At 56.8% G+C, this 15,791-nt stretch carries 16 protein-coding genes and 1 pseudogene; 7 read left to right on the top strand and 10 right to left on the bottom strand.

Translation table 11 applies throughout. The features are described 5' to 3' along the window. Nucleotides 1-132: 132 nt before the first annotated feature. Nucleotides 133-738: a hypothetical protein gene (locus ACTQ3V_RS04830; RefSeq protein ID WP_441466518.1), complete on the top strand. Its 606-nt coding sequence runs from the start codon at nucleotides 133-135 to the stop codon at nucleotides 736-738. Continuing rightward, nucleotides 738-1,601, top strand: coding sequence for a DUF6734 family protein (locus ACTQ3V_RS04825; protein ID WP_441466517.1), 864 nt, complete (start codon nucleotides 738-740; stop codon nucleotides 1,599-1,601). Before ACTQ3V_RS04830 ends, ACTQ3V_RS04825 begins: the two co-directional genes overlap by 1 nt. Before the next feature lie 43 nt (nucleotides 1,602-1,644). Here ACTQ3V_RS04825 and ACTQ3V_RS04820 read toward each other — a convergent pair whose 3' ends face one another. From ACTQ3V_RS04820 to ACTQ3V_RS04790, 7 genes are all read right to left on the bottom strand, one after another. Then, nucleotides 1,645-2,607 (bottom strand): carbohydrate kinase family protein, encoded by a 963-nt coding sequence (locus tag ACTQ3V_RS04820; protein ID WP_441466516.1) that lies wholly within the window; start codon nucleotides 2,605-2,607, stop codon nucleotides 1,645-1,647. Continuing rightward, on the bottom strand, nucleotides 2,604-3,470 hold the full coding sequence (locus tag ACTQ3V_RS04815; protein WP_441466515.1) for a Cof-type HAD-IIB family hydrolase: 867 nt from the start codon (nucleotides 3,468-3,470) through the stop codon (nucleotides 2,604-2,606). The genes ACTQ3V_RS04820 and ACTQ3V_RS04815 overlap by 4 nt, the downstream gene beginning before the upstream one ends. A gap of 3 nt (nucleotides 3,471-3,473) precedes the next feature. Beyond that, complete coding sequence (locus ACTQ3V_RS04810) at nucleotides 3,474-4,880, bottom strand: glycoside hydrolase family 32 protein (protein ID WP_441466514.1); 1,407 nt, start codon at nucleotides 4,878-4,880, stop codon at nucleotides 3,474-3,476. 16 nt (nucleotides 4,881-4,896) lie between these two features. Next, nucleotides 4,897-6,783 (bottom strand): PTS sucrose transporter subunit IIABC, encoded by a 1,887-nt coding sequence (locus ACTQ3V_RS04805; RefSeq protein WP_441466513.1) that lies wholly within the window; start codon nucleotides 6,781-6,783, stop codon nucleotides 4,897-4,899. 209 nt (nucleotides 6,784-6,992) lie between these two features. After that, the gene (locus ACTQ3V_RS04800; RefSeq protein ID WP_441466577.1) at nucleotides 6,993-8,012 is read right to left on the bottom strand and encodes a LacI family DNA-binding transcriptional regulator; all 1,020 of its coding nucleotides are present in this window, start codon (nucleotides 8,010-8,012) and stop codon (nucleotides 6,993-6,995) included. Continuing rightward, on the bottom strand, nucleotides 7,993-8,508 hold the full coding sequence (locus tag ACTQ3V_RS04795) for a M48 family metallopeptidase (RefSeq protein ID WP_441466512.1): 516 nt from the start codon (nucleotides 8,506-8,508) through the stop codon (nucleotides 7,993-7,995). The genes ACTQ3V_RS04800 and ACTQ3V_RS04795 overlap by 20 nt, the downstream gene beginning before the upstream one ends. Next, nucleotides 8,495-9,379 (bottom strand): DMT family transporter, encoded by an 885-nt coding sequence (locus ACTQ3V_RS04790; RefSeq protein ID WP_441466511.1) that lies wholly within the window; start codon nucleotides 9,377-9,379, stop codon nucleotides 8,495-8,497. Before ACTQ3V_RS04790 ends, ACTQ3V_RS04795 begins: the two co-directional genes overlap by 14 nt. Before the next feature lie 172 nt (nucleotides 9,380-9,551). Here ACTQ3V_RS04790 and selD point away from each other — a divergent pair, with 172 nt between their 5' ends. Further along, nucleotides 9,552-10,589 (top strand): selenide, water dikinase SelD, encoded by a 1,038-nt coding sequence (gene selD / locus ACTQ3V_RS04785; protein ID WP_441466510.1) that lies wholly within the window; start codon nucleotides 9,552-9,554, stop codon nucleotides 10,587-10,589. Here selD and ACTQ3V_RS04780 read toward each other — a convergent pair. Continuing rightward, on the bottom strand, nucleotides 10,576-11,727 hold the full coding sequence (locus ACTQ3V_RS04780; protein WP_441466509.1) for an aminotransferase class V-fold PLP-dependent enzyme: 1,152 nt from the start codon (nucleotides 11,725-11,727) through the stop codon (nucleotides 10,576-10,578). The two genes, selD and ACTQ3V_RS04780, sit on opposite strands and share 14 nt — an antisense overlap. Nucleotides 11,728-11,854: 127 nt before the next feature. Between ACTQ3V_RS04780 and yedE the strand changes: the two genes are divergently transcribed. From yedE to yqeC, 4 genes are read left to right on the top strand one after another with little or no spacing between them, the layout of a single operon-like run. Next, nucleotides 11,855-12,946 (top strand): YedE family putative selenium transporter, encoded by a 1,092-nt coding sequence (yedE, locus tag ACTQ3V_RS04775; protein ID WP_441466508.1) that lies wholly within the window; start codon nucleotides 11,855-11,857, stop codon nucleotides 12,944-12,946. Further along, on the top strand, nucleotides 12,943-13,155 hold the full coding sequence (locus tag ACTQ3V_RS04770; protein ID WP_441466507.1) for a sulfurtransferase TusA family protein: 213 nt from the start codon (nucleotides 12,943-12,945) through the stop codon (nucleotides 13,153-13,155). Before yedE ends, ACTQ3V_RS04770 begins: the two co-directional genes overlap by 4 nt. Next, complete coding sequence (locus ACTQ3V_RS04765) at nucleotides 13,152-13,394, top strand: putative Se/S carrier protein (RefSeq protein WP_441466506.1); 243 nt, start codon at nucleotides 13,152-13,154, stop codon at nucleotides 13,392-13,394. Before ACTQ3V_RS04770 ends, ACTQ3V_RS04765 begins: the two co-directional genes overlap by 4 nt. A 3-nt stretch (nucleotides 13,395-13,397) precedes the next feature. Beyond that, complete coding sequence (gene yqeC / locus ACTQ3V_RS04760; RefSeq protein ID WP_441466505.1) at nucleotides 13,398-14,096, top strand: selenium cofactor biosynthesis protein YqeC; 699 nt, start codon at nucleotides 13,398-13,400, stop codon at nucleotides 14,094-14,096. Nucleotides 14,097-14,163: 67 nt separating this feature from the next. Here the strand turns inward: yqeC and ACTQ3V_RS04755 are convergent, their stop codons facing one another. Then, nucleotides 14,164-15,519, bottom strand: coding sequence for a DUF4368 domain-containing protein (locus ACTQ3V_RS04755; RefSeq protein WP_441466504.1), 1,356 nt, complete (start codon nucleotides 15,517-15,519; stop codon nucleotides 14,164-14,166). 54 nt (nucleotides 15,520-15,573) lie between these two features. Then, nucleotides 15,574-15,791: pseudogene (locus ACTQ3V_RS04750) on the bottom strand (recombinase family protein); the annotation flags it as partial.

The raw sequence follows: 15,791 nt of genomic DNA, 5'->3' as shown, positions 1-15,791 counted from the left end.
CTTTCCATTATAATCTGCGCACACGCCGCTGTAAAGCGGAAAAAACTTTTTTCACAGCGCAATTTTCTCATTGCGGTTTACCCCGTAGTACAGTATAATTTGAATATAGAACAAACGGAAGGGGGCGCGGCCTTGTCAAAACCCAACGGTATTCTGGCAATGGATCCCAGTAACTATCGGGAGATCGACGGCGTGGTTTTCGATTTGGACAGCTACGCCAAGCACTGCGCACCCGCAGAACAAGCACCGCCCGCACCGAAAGAACCCGCGCCCGCCGCACCGATTCCTGCGCCGGAGGGTATTCTGGCAATGGATCCGGAACACCATCGCGTGCTCGACGGCGTCGCTATGGACGAGGACAGCTTTCAGCGCCACAGCCAGCCGCCTGCGGATGAAAGTCCCACCGGGCAAACTGTTGCGGTCGAGGAAACTGCACCCACCGGTGTATTTGCGGTCGATCCGTTTCCGAACGGCTGGTATCCCGCCGAGGATGGCAAGCCCCCGGTTCCCGTCATGGGCGGCGCGCTGCCGCCGGTCGAGATTCTGGAAAATGGCACGCATGTGGTCACAGTCATCCGTACGGTATTTCTGCACACCGGCTCGGGTTCCGGCTCCAGCTCATATGTGACCTCGTACACCACCTCATACCGCACCAGCTATCTTTCCTCTGGTTCCGGCTCTTATGTGTTCGGCTCTTGCACCTATCTGGTCGGCGGCTATGGATTGGAGCTGATCTGATGCTGCGTGCGTTTCACTCCACTTGGACACGCCCGTTTTTTGTGCGCTCGCCCGACCAACCTTATGCGGTCGAACCATTCGAGCTGCTGACAACCGCTCTGTCCGCGCTGGCATGGCGGCGGGAAAACGGCCCCATCCGTATGATTTGTGACACCAAGGCCCTGCGGTATTATGACACGCTCGGCCTTACTTTTTTGTGGGACGAAGGCGTGCATCCACTGCTTGACGCTGTACCGGATGACGTAAACCCCATGGCGTTCTGGGCGGCGGGCAAGCTATATGCGCTGTCCGCGATGCCGTCCCCCTGTGTGATGATTGACACCGACTTCATCTGCTGGAAGCCGCTTGCTCCGCTGCTGACAGGGTTGGACACTGCCGCCATCCACCGTGAGGATATCACGCCTGACATCTATCCGGACGCGCGTACATTTACCCAGACACACAGTTTTGACTTTACGGCCTTCGATTGGACGGTGCAGCCATTTAACACCGCGCTGTGCTATCTCGCGGACGATGATTTCCGGCGATATTACACGGATACCGCCATCCGCTTCATCCGCTGCTCGCGTGACGCCGATGATGTGCTCACCTATATGGTCTTTGCCGAGCAGCGCCTGCTCGCCATGTGCGCCGCGCGCAAGCATATCCGTGTCACCGCGCTATCCGATCTGGAATCGCTGTTCACCGGCTCGCAGCAGGGGTTTTTTACACATATCTGGGGCTTTAAACAGCAGATGCGAGACGAGCCTGCGCTCCATGAGGATTTCTGCCGTCGCTGCGCCGCGCGCCTGCGGCGTGACTTTCCGGATGCGGCCGAACGCATTGCCACCGTCCCCACGCTTGCTCCCTTTTTTGTCGACTGACCAAAAACGGCCTGCACCAGTGCAGGCCGTTTTATTGTATGTTTTAGTCCGGATACGCCTGTTTCAGCTGGTCCAGCGTCGCCATTACCGCGCCCTTATGCTGCACGGTCAACGACGCATACTGCGCGGAAAAGCGCAGATATGCTTCAAGCTGTGCCTGCGGCAGCGTGGATAGGTCATTCACGCCCACGCCGTCCCGCGTCAGCTGATAGAGGAAAGAGCCAATGAACGAATCACCCGCGCCGGTCGTGTCAGTCACCGGTACGGACAGCGTATCGGCAAATGCCTCGGTATGCGGCGTATAGACCGCTGAACCGTTCGCGCCGCGCGTGACCAGCAGCAGCTTGCAGCCGCCCGCGAATAACTGTTCTGCCGCCGCACGCTCATCCTTGCATCCGGTGACAAATTCCACCTCGTCATCCGACAGCTTGACCAAATCCGCACTGGGTAGGAATGCGCGAATCGCCGCCTGACAATCCGCCGGATCGTCCCACAGCGGCAAACGAACATTCGGATCAAATGAAATCAGCGCGCCCGCTTCGCGCGCGAGCGTGATCGCGCGTCGGTGCGCGGCCCGTACGGGCCAGTCCACCAAATCAACCGAGCAGAAATGCAGCGCCGCGCAGTCGATAAACATGTCCGGCTGAATCTGTGCCTCATTAAGAAACAGGTCGGCCGACGGGTTGCGGAAAAAAGAAAACTCACGGTTCCCTGTTGCGTCGAGCGAGACAAAGGCAAACCCAGTGTTCGCACGTTTTGTGCGGAACACGGAGGAAATGTCCACGCCATTGCTTTCCAGCACGTTCAAAATGTGCGTACCAAAGGCGTCTTCGCCCACCTGTGAGATCATTGCCGCATTTCCGCCCAGCCGTGCAACCGCTGCCGCCACATTAGCCGGTGCGCCGCCCGCGACGCGTTCAAAATGCGTCACCTCATGGAGCGCACAGCCCTTCTGCTGTGGCACAAAGTCAATCAGCAGTTCCCCAATCGCCACTACTTTTTTCATGACTGTCCCTCCAAAATAAAGTGTTTCACTGCTGCCGCCACACCGTTTGACGTATTATCCTGCGTCACCGCATCTGCCGCCGCGCGGATATTCGGCGCAGCGTTTGCCATTGCAACACCAAGCCCTGCCATTTGCAGCATGGTCAAATCATTGTCACTATCACCAATTGCCATCACTGCATCCATGTCAAAGCCAAGGTGTGCCGCCAACCGCTTGAGCGTGCCTCCCTTATGCACGCCCTTCCGATTGATTTCTACATTTTTCAGCTCTCCGCCGTACATAATCGACGGTGTCAGTTCAAACAGCCCGGTCTCCTCCAGCGCCTGCATAATTTTATCGATCTCTTTGGGATCAAGATGGTGCAGAATAGCCTTGACCACGCGCCCATCCTCACGCGCGAGCACTTGGTCCCATCCTGCTTTACTTGAGACAAATTCATAGCCCTCAGCTGCCTCATCCAAGGCAACGCTTCCACGCCGACGCAGCTCCCCCAGAAAACGGAGAAAATCCCGTCCATAGTACAGCCTATCTGCCGTATACAGGCACAAGTCGAGTCCGAATTCCGCACATATTGCGCGCACTGAAGCGCACATTGCGCTGTCCAACCCATCATACGTAATCTGTGCGCCGTCTGAAAAGCGCATCACTGCCGCGCCATTAGTGATAACCGCCCAATCTGCGGAGGCGTCAAGCTGCGCGTTGAACACGCGCGTCTCGGTCAGATTACGCCCGGTACACAGCACAACCTGTACCCCCGCCTGTTGTGCCAGACGTACCGCGCGCGCGTTTTCTTGCGTCACGCGGCTGCTCGAATCGAGCAGCGTTCCGTCCAGATCCAGTGCGAGCAGCTTGATTTTCGACATACCTTATTTCACATCCTGTTGCTTGGTAATTTGCAGGGAACCCATCTCCCAAATCTTCGTTTCCGCACCAAACACTGTCACACCATGTGTATAAGGTGCCGGATAATAGCGGGTAGACAGCACCTGCTCCCCACCGTTTATGAAAATTTCCAACGAGGACACGTCCGCCAGCACGCGCAGCGTCTGCACTTCGGGTACCTCCACACAACGAACCGTGCGGCCTGCGCCTCCGCCGTCAATCGTCAAACGGAGCAATCCTTCTTGCCATTCTATCACGGCACTGCCGCGAATGACAAGTCTGCCCTGCTTTTTCGTGTGGCACTCCATATCAAATACGCTTGCATCCTCAGGCGCGACCTGCTTGCCGCGCAGCGCGTCAATCTCCGGCACAGGCATACGCAACAGCCTCTTGCCGTCGCGCCGCAGCAGGCACGGAACGGTCAGGCAGTGCTGCCAGCCCTGTTCCACCGTCGGATTGGTATACGGCGCATCCGGCATACCCATCCAGCCGATGAGTACGCGGCGTTCGCCGTCGGCAAAGGTCTGCGGCGCGTAAAAATCAAAGCCGCAATCCAGTTCCTCAAATTCGCCCAGCGTGTATTCTCCGCGAAAATCACCATCCAGCGGGAAGTAACCGCAGGTGTACACATTTTGGAATCGGTTGCCCTGCTGCTTTACACCCTGCGGCGAGCACTGCAAAAACCACTGTCCATCCAGACAGAACAGGTCGGGGCACTCCCACATATAGCCGAATTTTTTCTTCGTGGTCAGCGTGTTGATGTGCTGCCAATGACGCTTATCTTCCGATTCGTACACCAACAGCTCGCCGCGGTCATCCTTGGTGCGCGCACCGAGCACCATGTAATACTTGCCGTCCTGCGCCCAGACCTTGGGGTCGCGCACATGGCAGGTCAAATCGGGCGGATAATCGCGGTTTTCCAGCAACAGCTCGTTGCTTTCTACCGTCATCCCGTCGCGCGAGACGGCCAGCGCGGTATTATGACCGCGCCCTGCCGTAATATAATCATAATCGCCCGAAAACTTGACATTGCCCGTATAATACAGATACAGTGTGCCATCCTCGACCAACGCCGACCCGGAGTACACCCCGTGAATATCCCATGGCTGGTCGGGATACATCATAGGCGGCAGTTGCTCCCAGTGCAGCAGGTCGCAGCTGCGGTAGTGCCCCCACATCTTGACGCCGCCCGTGGGATCAAACGGGCCGTACTGATAAAACACATGATACCACTCTCCGCAGCGGCATAGGCCGTTGGGGTCGTTCATCCAGCCGACCGGCGGCATCAAGTGAAAACGCTGGCGAAAGGGATCTGCCGCCGCACGCGGCCCATCCTCCTGTTCAATGCGGCGCACCAGCCGCACAAGGTCTCGTTGTAAGGCATTGCTCATGGCGATTCTCTCCTATTTATTTCAGCGTAAGAACCGTGTCTTTTCCAGCCTTCACCGTGCCGAACAACGGCTCCACAGAAGCAAATTTGTCTGTATTGGTCACAATGACCGGCGTGATGACCGGATAACCGGCCTTTTGAATCTCCGCACTGTCAAACTCCAGCAGCAGGTCACCCGCCTTGACACGCTGGCCCTCCTGCACATGGCCGGTGAAGTATTTGCCCTCCAGATTGACTGTGTCCACGCCTACATGGATGAGCAGCTCTGCACCGTTGTCACATTCCAGACCGATCGCATGGCCCATGACCGCCGATACCGTCGCGTCACACGGCGCAACGATGCGATTTTCCGTTGGCTTTACCGCCACGCCTTTGCCCAGTGCCCCGGCCATAAACGCGGGGTCATTGGTTTCCTCCAGCGAGACCGCTTCGCCACTCAGCGGAGACACCAGCGCGATATCTCCCTGCGGCGCAGCAACTGCCGGCTTTTCCGGTTGCTCTGGTGCGGGCTTCGCTTCATTCTTCTCCTCTGGAATACCCAGAATCCACGATATCACAAAGGCAACGCCAGTAGCAATGCCGATTGTAAGGATGTACTGTATCGGGTGATGCAGATGCAGCAGGATGCCGAAGATGCCGGTAACGCCCGTGCCGGTCGCGCCCAGACCGACGACCGACGCATACAGCGCGCCGCATGCAGCGCCAATTGACGCGGCAATAAACGGCCGGACAAAGCGTAGATTGACGCCGAAGATGGCAGGCTCGGTGATGCCCATAAACGCGGAGAGCGATGCAGGCAGCGCCATGGACTTGAGCTTTTTGTTCTTGGTCTTGATCGCAACCGCGAGCGCTGCGCCGCCCTGCGCAACATTTGCCGCACTGGCCAGCGGTAGCCAGTAGGTCACACCATAGGCGCTGAGCTGACCGAGGTCAATGATGGTATACATATGATGGATGCCGGAAACAACGGTCGTGGCATACAGCCCACCCATGAGGAACGAGCCGATGCCAAACGGAATGGCAATGAGCCACTGCACACCGTTGATGACGAAATTCTCTACCGTGGTGAACACCGGTCCGATGGCCGCAAGCGTCAGATATCCGGTTACGAACACCGAAACCAACGGCGTGACAAACAAGTCGAACATCGGCGGCACCACTTTATGCAGCCGCTTTTCGATGAAGCTCATCAGCCATACCGCAATGATAACCGGGATAACATGGCCCTGATAGCCGACCAGCGGCACCTCATACAGGCCGAAGAACACTTTCTGATAGGTATGTACACCCTCGGTTGCCACCGTCCATGCGTTTTGCAGGTTGGGGTGCAGCATAATCATGCCGATAACCGCACCGAGGAACGGGTTGCCACCGAACACTCTGGCCGCCGAGAACGCAATCAGAATCGGCAGGAAGGTATATGCTACATTGGAAAACAAGTCGGCAAACACGAACAGCGAGCTGGTGCTGTCGAGCGTGATGAAGCCGTTGTTTATCATGAACTTGAGCGACTCCATGATGCCCATAAGGAAGCCCGAAGCCACAATCGCCGGAATGATCGGCACAAAAATATCGCCCAGCGTCTTGATGCCGCGCTGGAACCAGTTGCCTTTCTGCGCCGCCTGTGCCTTAGCCTCGTCTTTGCTGACCGCTGCCGCGCCCGACTGTGCGATGAACTCATCATACACCTTGTTGACCGTGCCTGTGCCATAGATGATTTGCAGCTGTCCCTGCGCCTCAAATACGCCCTGTACGCCCGTCGCATTTTCGAGCGCGTCTTTATTCACCTTTTTATTGTCCGCGATCACCAGCCGCAGACGCGTTGCGCAATGTGCTGCCGAAATCACATTGTCCTTTCCGCCGATGCAGTCCAGCACCTCGGAAGCCGCTTTGCCATAATCCACCTTTGTTCCGCCCTTTCGCATTTATTTATGAAATCGATTTCATCTTTCTGGAATCATTATACCGCTGTATCCCTGTTTTTGTAAATGTGCAATTCTACCCAAACCTTTCCTGTCATTTTTGAACACTGTGCAACAGATACTGTATAACATACACAAAAAAGCAGCCTGTATTTTGTGTAACACAGGCTGCTCTCTCGCGTTTTTTATTGTTATACTGATTCGCCTATACAAACCTCAAACCCAAGCATCAGCTGTTTTTTCCTATCCACGCCCTGTCCGATGATTTCAAGCAGATCGTGCGCCGCCTCCTCACCGCTGGTCTGGTAATAATAATGCGCTGTCGCCAGACGCGGCCGCACCAGCTCACTCATGCGGGAATGTCCGATGCCGGCCAGCGCCACATCGTCCGGAATGCGTTTCCCTCGTTCCTCCAGCCACTTTTTGACGCCGATTGCTATGGAATCGGTTGCACAGAAAATCCCTTCAATATCCGGCACGCGGGCCAGCAGCCGCTCCACCGCCGCATAGCCGCCGTCGATGGAGAAATCGCTCTGCTCCATCCACTCGGACCGCAGCTCCTCTCCAGCGGCATGCAGGGCATCCTGATAGCCTGCCCGGCGCGCTGCGCCTGCGGCCTTATCGCGCGGCGTTACGCCGATATACCCTACCCGGCGGCGGCCGCTTTGCAGCAGCAGCTCCGTCATCGTACGCGCCGCACCCCGGTCATCATGAAACACACAGGACATTCCATCCATCTGTTGTCCAACCAATACTGCTGGTACGCCCAACGCCGTCAGCGCCTTGCGATGCGCAGCAGAAAGCATAGTTGCTACCAGAATCACGCCATCCACATTACCGCTGCGGAGCACCTCCAAATATTCCAACTCTTTTTCGATACGGTTATCCGTGTTGGCCAGCAGCAGCCGATAGCCGTGTTCCTCCAGCACGCGTGATATTCCTGCTACCACCCGGCTGATAGACTCCGAATCAATGCGCGGCACAATCACGCCAATCATGCGGCTTTTCCCCGTGCGCAGCGTCTGCGCCTGTTGCGAAGGCACATAACCGGTCTCTTCAATCACACGCCGAATGGCTTCTCGCTTTTCCGAACTGACATAACCGCTATTGAGATAACGCGATACCGCAGCCTTGGATACCCCTGCGCGGCGCGCGATTTCCGCAATTGTCATTTTCCTTCCTCCTTCACCCTTACTCCCGCAGCAGCGCACGGCGGGCACGATAATCCGGCATGTACTGTTCTACCAGCGCCCAAAAGCGGGGGCCGTGGTTTTTGTGAACAATATGCGCCAGCTCATGCACAACGACATAGTCGACCGCCACGTCCGGGTAGTCCATCAGTCGCCAAGAAAAGCACAGCCGATTCTGCGCGCTGCACGAGCCAAAGCGCGTGCGCGCCGATGTGATGCGCATGCCGGCCGGTTTCAGCCCCATCTTCTGCGCGTAATACGCCACCTTGGGCGGCAGTTCTTTCTGCGCGCGGCGCATCAGCTCCGCCTGCCGCGCCTCATCCGGTTCAGGATGCGCCTCGAGACGCGCCCTCTGCCTTGCCTGCGCCCGAGCAATCCAGTCCGCATGGTCGCGGACAAATTGCTCGATCGTTGCCGCCGACGCGCGCAGCGGTGCGCGCACAATTACGTCCCCCTCGCGCGTGACCTCCAGACCCAGCGTGCGGCGGCGAGAACGGCGCAGCTCAACTCCGTCCACCGGCCTGCTCCCGACTTTCCAACGTGCGATTATAGAAGAACATTAGTACCGACACACCGCAAATCACAATATAACCAAGCACGCTCAGCCCGTCCGGAATCTGGTTGAACAGGAAAAATCCAAGCAGCGCGGAAAACAGTACCTGTGTATAGTCGAACACCGAAATTTCCTTTGCCGGTGCATGGGCATAGGCCAGCGTCACGCCGAACTGGCCGAGCGTTGCCGCCGCGCCTGCACCCAGCAGGCAGGCGAGCTGAGACCATGTCATCGGGTGAAAATCCAGCAGCAGATAGGGCAGGCAAACCAGCGTGGAAAACGTCGAGAAGAAAAACACAATGCGCGCGCTGTTTTCCCCTTTTTTAGACAATGCGCGCACCGCTGTATAGGCTGCGCCTGCAAAAACGCCGCCGAGCAAACCAATCAGCGCCGGAAACATATCTGCCGAGAAGCCCGGCTTGATAATCAGCATGCTGCCGCCGAACGCCGCCAGTACCGCCAGATACTGCCAGACATTTGCGCGCTCCTTGAGCATAAAAAGTGAAAACAAAATGGCAAAAAACGGCGACATTTTATTTAAGATATTTGCATCCGCCAGCACCAGACGGTCAATCGCATAATAGTTACACAAAATACCCAGTGTGCCGCAGGTCGCGCGCAGCAGCAGCATGGGCAGATTGCCCTTTTCCCATTTCCAGCTGACGCCCTTGCGTCGCAGCGCCACCGCCGCGACCACCATCGCAACCAGATTGCGGAAAAACGACTTCTGCATGGATGGCAAATCGCCTGCCAGACGCACAAATGTACTCATCAACGCAAAGCCGAACGCAGATAACAGAATAAATCCGATCGCCTTGCTTTTATTGGAAAGCACCGACCTTTCCCTCCTTGTATTTTTATCATATGTACCGCATTATAGCACAGTTTTGCCCGGCATGCAAAGGCATGCGCGTCACCGCTTGACCTTTCACCCGCCACATGTTATCTTTTTATAAGGATAACGGTCTTTTGTCCGTTTCCTTCACTTTCTCATCAAGGAGCGGCCTATGGAACAGGAAATCAAACTCACCAAGCTCGCCAACTGCGCGGGCTGCGGTGCAAAGGTCGGCGCGGGCACACTTGCCCGCTTGTTAGATGGTCTTGCTGTACGCACGGACGAAAATCTGCTGGTCGGCTTTGACAAAAGCGATGACGCGGCAGTCTACCGCGTCTCGGACGACCTCGCGCTGGTACAGACCGTGGACTTTTTTCCACCAATTGCGGATGACCCGTATCTGTTTGGGCAGATTGCGGCGACCAACGCCTTGTCCGATGTATACGCCATGGGCGGCGAACCGCGCATCGCGCTCAACCTCCTATGTATCCCGAAGTCCATGCCGGACAGCGCGGTACACGACCTGCTGCGCGGTGGCTATAGCAAGGTCTATGAGGCCGGTGCTGTTATCGCAGGCGGCCACAGTATTCTGGATGATGAGCCCAAGTACGGACTGTGCGTGACCGGCTTTGTGCATCCGGACAAAGTGCTGACCAATGCGGGCGCACAGCCGGGCGACGTGCTGTTTCTGACCAAGCCGCTCGGCGCGGGTATCCTGACAACCGCGGCCAAGGCCGATTTGTGCCCGCCCGACGTGCTGGAAGCCGTTTTTGCGCGCATGACCACGCTTAACAAGGCCGCGCGCGACGCAATGGTGCAGTTCCGCACGCACGCCTGCACCGATGTGACCGGCTTCGGTCTGCTCGGTCATGCGCTCGAAATGGCGCAGGGCAGCGATGTGCAGCTTGAGCTGGATGTTGCCGCACTTCCCATCCCGCCCAAAGCGCTCGAATTTGCCCGTATGGGGATTCTGCCTGAAGGCATGTACCGTAACCGCAAATACGCGGAATCCTTGGTCGCAGCGGACGGTGTGCCGCTCGAAGTGCAGGACGCGCTGTATGACCCGCAGACCTCAGGCGGCCTGCTGATTGCGGTCGATGCCGCGGACGCGGACGCGCTGGCAGCCGAACTGCAAAAAACCGTCCCGGATGCGCGACGCATCGGAACGGTTTCGGAATTTGCAGGGAGTGCCCGCATTATTCTGCGCTGACCGCGGCGATTGCCTCGAGTGCACAGTCGACCTCGCCTTCCGTGGTGAACCAGCTGAAGGATAGGCGAACCGTGCCGCGCGGAAACGTGCCGAGCGTGCGGTGCGCGTTAGGCGCACAGTGCAGGCCGCAGCGCGTCAAGATGCCGAAGCGTTCCTCAAGCATTGCTGCGACCTCTGCGTTATCCTTTCCCGGGAAATCCAGACTGAATACCCCGACGCGGCCCTTTGCCGTGTCCGGGCCGATGAGTTTGGCCCCCGAAGTGGCGCGCAGGCCGTCCAGAAAGCGCTGGGACAGCGCGCGGTCATGCGCCTGCACCACAGGTACAGTCACCTGCTGCAAGTAATCCAGCGCGGCCTCCCAGCCGAATATCCCGGGCAGATTGGGCGTGCCCGGCTCAAGCCGGTCGGGAAAATACGCGGGCACGTCTTCGGAATCCGATACGCTGCCCGTCCCGCCGCTGACCAGCGGCTCGAGCGTCCCAGCAAAATCCGGACGCAGCAGCAGCGCGCCGATGCCCTGCGGGCCAAGCAGCCCTTTATGACCGGGCACGGACAGCGCACTCAGGCCAAGCGCCTCAAAGTCAATCGGCACATGCCCCGCCGTCTGTGCGGCGTCCAGCGCAAAGGGAATGTCGCGCGCGCGACAAATCTCTCCAACCGCCTGCACGTCCTGTACCGTACCGGACACGTTGGACGCATGCGCCAGCACCACCAGACGGGTGTTATCCCGCAGCAGCGGTTCTACCTTGTCTACCTGCAAGCGGCCTTCCCGGTCACAAGGGATGCGGTCGAACGTGACTCCCCGCCGGGAAAGCTGCACGAGCGGCCGCATGACCGCGTTGTGTTCCATCGCGGACACCAGACAGTGGTCGCCCGGCCGCAACGCGCCGAAGAGAAGTAGATTGATACTCCATGTATTGCCCGGTGTAAGCACCACATGCGGCACCGATGGAAATACAAACAGCTCACACAGACGCTGGCGCAGACGCAGCGTGACCATTTCGGCCTGCTGCGCGGACGCATACGAGCCGCGGTTGACGCTCGCGCCGATTTGCTCCACATACTCTCGCATGCGCGCAGCGACAGCAGGTGGCTTGGGGAATGAGGTCGCGGCGTTGTCCAGATAAACCGAATACATGGTAGTTTCCTCCCGACGTCTGCGGACAACTTGGCCCGCATAGTTTTAAATCAGTGTAACACAGGACCGCACAAATGTAAAACCGGCCTTGTTGCAGCATACATTTCACAAACCAAAGGAGATTCATATGAACAAAAACAGATATCTGGTGATTGGCACCGGTGTGATCGTAGGCCTTGCGTCGCTGGCGCTCATGGCTGCGGGCAACCCCGCCAACATGGGCTTCTGCATCGCCTGTTTCCTACGCGACATCGCGGGCGGACTGGGTCTGCACAGTGCGGAAAAGGTGCAGTATCTACGCCCTGAGATCGTCGGCCTTGTTCTCGGTGCGACGGCTGCCTCGCTTGCAAGCAAGGAATTCCGTGCGCGCGCCGGTTCCGCGCCTGCCCTGCGATTTTTGCTGGGCATGATTGTCATGGTCGGCGCGCTGGCCTTCCTCGGCTGCCCGCTGCGCATGTTGCTGCGACTGGGCGGCGGCGACGTGACCGCGATTGCGGGTTTTGTCGGCTTTGCCTCGGGCATCGGCGTGGGTGTTCTGTGCCTGAAAAAGGGCTTTTCGCTCGGCCGCGCGCGAAAAGTGCAAAAAGCAGGCGGTTTTGTGCTGCCCGGCTTTATGATCGTCGTGCTGGCGCTTCTGCTGCTCGCGCCGTCCTTCATCCGTTTTTCGCAGGCAGGCCCGGGCGCAAGCCACGCTCCGTGGCTGATTTCGCTCGTAGGCGGCCTGGTTGTCGGCGTGCTGGCACAGAAGAGCCGTCTGTGTATGGCGGGCGGCCTGCGCGACATGTTCCTGTTCCGCGATTTTCACCTGCTGACCGGTTTTATCGCCATTTTCGTGACCGTTCTGATCGGCAACCTTGCGCTGGGTAACTTTCATCCCACCCTCGCCGTACAGCCAATCGCGCACCACGACTACGTGTGGAGTTTTCTCGGCATGGCAATGGCGGGCTGGGGCTCGGTACTGCTGGGCGGCTGTCCGCTGCGTCAGCTCATTCTGTCTGGCGAAGGCAGCGGAGACAGCGCGGTGACCGTGTTTGGCATGCTGGTCGGCGCGGCGATTGCACACAACTTTGGCATGGCGGGCAACGCGGACGCAATGACGGACGGTGTATTTACCGCAGGCGGCGTGGCGCAGACCGGCCGCATCGGCATTGTAATTGGCCTGATTCTGCTTGCCATTATCTCTTATGCAAATTTACATAGGGAGGAAAATGCAAAATGATTGATGCAAGAGGATATTCCTGCCCCATGCCCGTTGTCATGGTGCAGAAGGAAGTCAAGAAAAACGCGCCGAGTACGCTCGAGGTGCTGGTCGACGACCCGTGCGCGGTGGAAAATATCACGCGCTTTGCCCACAACAACGGCTACGAGGCTGCATCCCGCGAAACGGGCGACGAAGAATTCGCCTTGACGTTGACCAAGAAGCCATGAGTGAGTTTGTTGCGACTTTTCACACGCATCTGAGCGCGATGCTCAGCTTTCAGGCGCTGCAAAACGCGGGAAACAAGGCGAAAATGCAGCCCGTGCCGCGTGCACTTAGTTCGTCCTGCGGCACTTGTGTACGCTTTTCATCTGAAACCGACTGCCGCGACCTGCTCGACGCGGATGCGGAAGCACTCTATGCCGTTCAGGATAGCGGGTATCTGCCGCTGTGGCAAAATGAGGACTGAAAAATGCAGCCGAAATTCGTTTCCATTGTCGGCGCGGGCGGAAAAACGACCGCGCTGCGTGCGCTCGCCCGCGCGCTGGCATCCTGTCGCGTGCTGGTAACCACCACGACCCATATATTCCCTGTCCCACCGTCCGATTGCCGCACGGTGCTGCTCGATCCCACACCGAGTGCGCTACTCGGGCAGCTCCGGTTATCGGGAGCGGTCTGTGCTGGTCAATCAGCAGAAAACGGAAAGTTGTGCACGCTCTCCCCCGCTCTGCTCACGCAGGCGGCAGCCGCAGCAGACATAGCTCTGTGCGAAGCGGACGGCGCGCACTGTCTGCCGCTGAAATTGCACCGCTCAGACGAGCCGGTGCTATCGCTGCAAACCGACCTGTGTCTGATTGTGGCAGGACTGTCCGCACTTGGCAGGCCGATACGCGACGCAGTACACCGCTATGCGCTGTGTCCGGACTGGGCACAAAATCCCCACCAAACAGTCGGCATCCCGGAGCTGCTATACTGTGTGCGCGAAACCGTGGCGGCCTGCGGCCTGCCGAAAGAAAAATTGCGCGTACTGCTCAATCAGGCAGACACGCCTGCGCTTACAGAACTGGCTGAACCCGCCGCTCAAGCACTGGTCGAGGACGGATTGGACTGCCGGATTGGCAGTCTGCATGCCGAACCAGCCTTGCTGCATCGCTGGATATACGCAGAATAAAAAAGAACGGGCCAATGGGGCGGTGAATTAAGAAAACTTTTTAGCAAGGAACGGTGTAGCCAAACGGCTATGCCGTTCTTTGCTGTTTTTCCGTTGTATTTTGGGCTTTTTCTTTCGCCCGTTCAAAATCAAATGCACCGATGAAGTTATATACAATCGTGATTTCCCTTGTCTTGGATTTTTTATCGGTATGGGAAACTTCGATACGATCTATAAACTCCCGTAGCATAGCAGCGTCAAGCTGCTGCATATCGGTGTACTTCTTTACCGCGCTGATAAACGCTTTAACGTTGGTCTTTTGTTTTTCCTGCTGCTTGATTTCTTCCCGTAGCACTTCTGCCATAGCTTTTAGATTGCTCTGCTCTAATTCGTAATCATGGGACATTTTGATAAACCGTTCGTCAGACAATTTCCCGGTTACATTGTCCTCATATAAATGCTTAAACAGATTATCCAACTCGGCAATACGGCTTTCGGCTTTGGAAAGTGTTTCGCGCTTGCGGGAAAACTCAACGTCGCGCTCTCGCAAACGGCTGTCTGCTGCTTCCTGCACAAACTCGGCTTCATACTCTGTTACATAGTCGATTGCTTCCCGTAGATTTTTCAAGACGATTTCATACAGAACAACATTTTTGATTGAATGGGTCGTACACAAGTCTTTGCCTTTCCGATAGGTTGAACAGATAAAATATTTCTGTTCTTCGGTGAAGTTCGTTGCTCGGCATTGATACATTTTACCGCCGCACTCTGCACAATAAAGCAGCCCGGAGAAAATACCCATATCGCCCATTTTGGTAGGGCGGCGGCGGGATTTGCGTATGTTCTGCACAATGAGAAATACACTTTCCTCTACAATCGGCGGCTGTGTGTTCTCAAAGATCACCCATTCGGACGGGTCGTTCCACAACGTTTTTTTGCTCTTGTAGGATTGCTTGCGGGTCTTGAAGTTTACAGTATGCCCTAAATACTCTATCTTTTCAAGCATACGGGAAACCGTTTCATTCGTCCACTTGTACGGGTTTGCCCCCGGCTTCGGCTTGTTGCCGACTTTCATACCCTTTGACAACCAATAGAAAGTAGGGTTGAGGATTTCGCTTTTCTCTAACCAATGGCATATTTGTGTCGGTCCCATGCCGGAAACGCACAATGCGAAAATCTGCTGCACAACGGCTGCGGCTTCCTCATCAATAATCCACTTCTTTTTGTTGTCGGGGTCTTTCATATAGCCATAAGGCGGGATTGTAGTAAGGTGTTCGCCGGATTTTCCCTTTGATTGCCAAGTAGCGCGTATCTTCTTTGAAGTGTCGCGGGCATACATTTCATTGAACACGTTGCGGATTGCGGTAAACTCGTTTTCGCCCCGCGTACTGTCAACTCCGTCATTAACCGCGACAAAATGCACGCCAAAATCGGGGAACAGCATATCACTAATATAGACAAGGGCACAAAAGGAATAGCGTATGACGGGGGAAGCCCGTCAGATTTTCCATTCGATTTCTACCTTTTCGTTTGTCGCCCGGATAACGGTTATCAATGCGTCCACCACCTGCCGCTTGTCCTCGAAGCTGACATTCTCCCAGTCGCCCAGATAGCCGGATATGCTTTCTATCTTTTCGGCTGGCACAGCGTCCGCAGACAGCTTCGCAATCTCATTGGAAATGTCCTGCCGCCTTGCGTCCAGTTCCTCAATCCGGC

The sequence above is a fragment of the Candidatus Agathobaculum pullicola genome, assembly GCF_052117205.1.
Classification (GTDB): domain Bacteria; phylum Bacillota; class Clostridia; order Oscillospirales; family Butyricicoccaceae; genus Agathobaculum; species Agathobaculum pullicola.
The sequence above is the reverse complement of the archived record's forward strand: the minus strand, read 5'-3'. Positions and strand labels throughout refer to the sequence as shown.

Coding starts and splice junctions, on each gene's coding strand:
- ACTQ3V_RS04825 (WP_441466517.1), top strand. CDS start 738: ATGCTGCGTGCGTTTCACTCCACTTGGACACGCCCGTTTTTTGTGCGC.
- ACTQ3V_RS04820 (WP_441466516.1), bottom strand. CDS start 2,607: ATGAAAAAAGTAGTGGCGATTGGGGAACTGCTGATTGACTTTGTGCCA.
- ACTQ3V_RS04815 (WP_441466515.1), bottom strand. CDS start 3,470: ATGTCGAAAATCAAGCTGCTCGCACTGGATCTGGACGGAACGCTGCTC.
- ACTQ3V_RS04810 (WP_441466514.1), bottom strand. CDS start 4,880: ATGAGCAATGCCTTACAACGAGACCTTGTGCGGCTGGTGCGCCGCATT.
- selD (WP_441466510.1), top strand. CDS start 9,552: ATGGAACAGGAAATCAAACTCACCAAGCTCGCCAACTGCGCGGGCTGC.
- ACTQ3V_RS04780 (WP_441466509.1), bottom strand. CDS start 11,727: ATGTATTCGGTTTATCTGGACAACGCCGCGACCTCATTCCCCAAGCCA.
- yedE (WP_441466508.1), top strand. CDS start 11,855: ATGAACAAAAACAGATATCTGGTGATTGGCACCGGTGTGATCGTAGGC.
- ACTQ3V_RS04770 (WP_441466507.1), top strand. CDS start 12,943: ATGATTGATGCAAGAGGATATTCCTGCCCCATGCCCGTTGTCATGGTG.
- ACTQ3V_RS04765 (WP_441466506.1), top strand. CDS start 13,152: ATGAGTGAGTTTGTTGCGACTTTTCACACGCATCTGAGCGCGATGCTC.
- yqeC (WP_441466505.1), top strand. CDS start 13,398: ATGCAGCCGAAATTCGTTTCCATTGTCGGCGCGGGCGGAAAAACGACC.
- ACTQ3V_RS04755 (WP_441466504.1), bottom strand. CDS start 15,519: ATGCTGTTCCCCGATTTTGGCGTGCATTTTGTCGCGGTTAATGACGGA.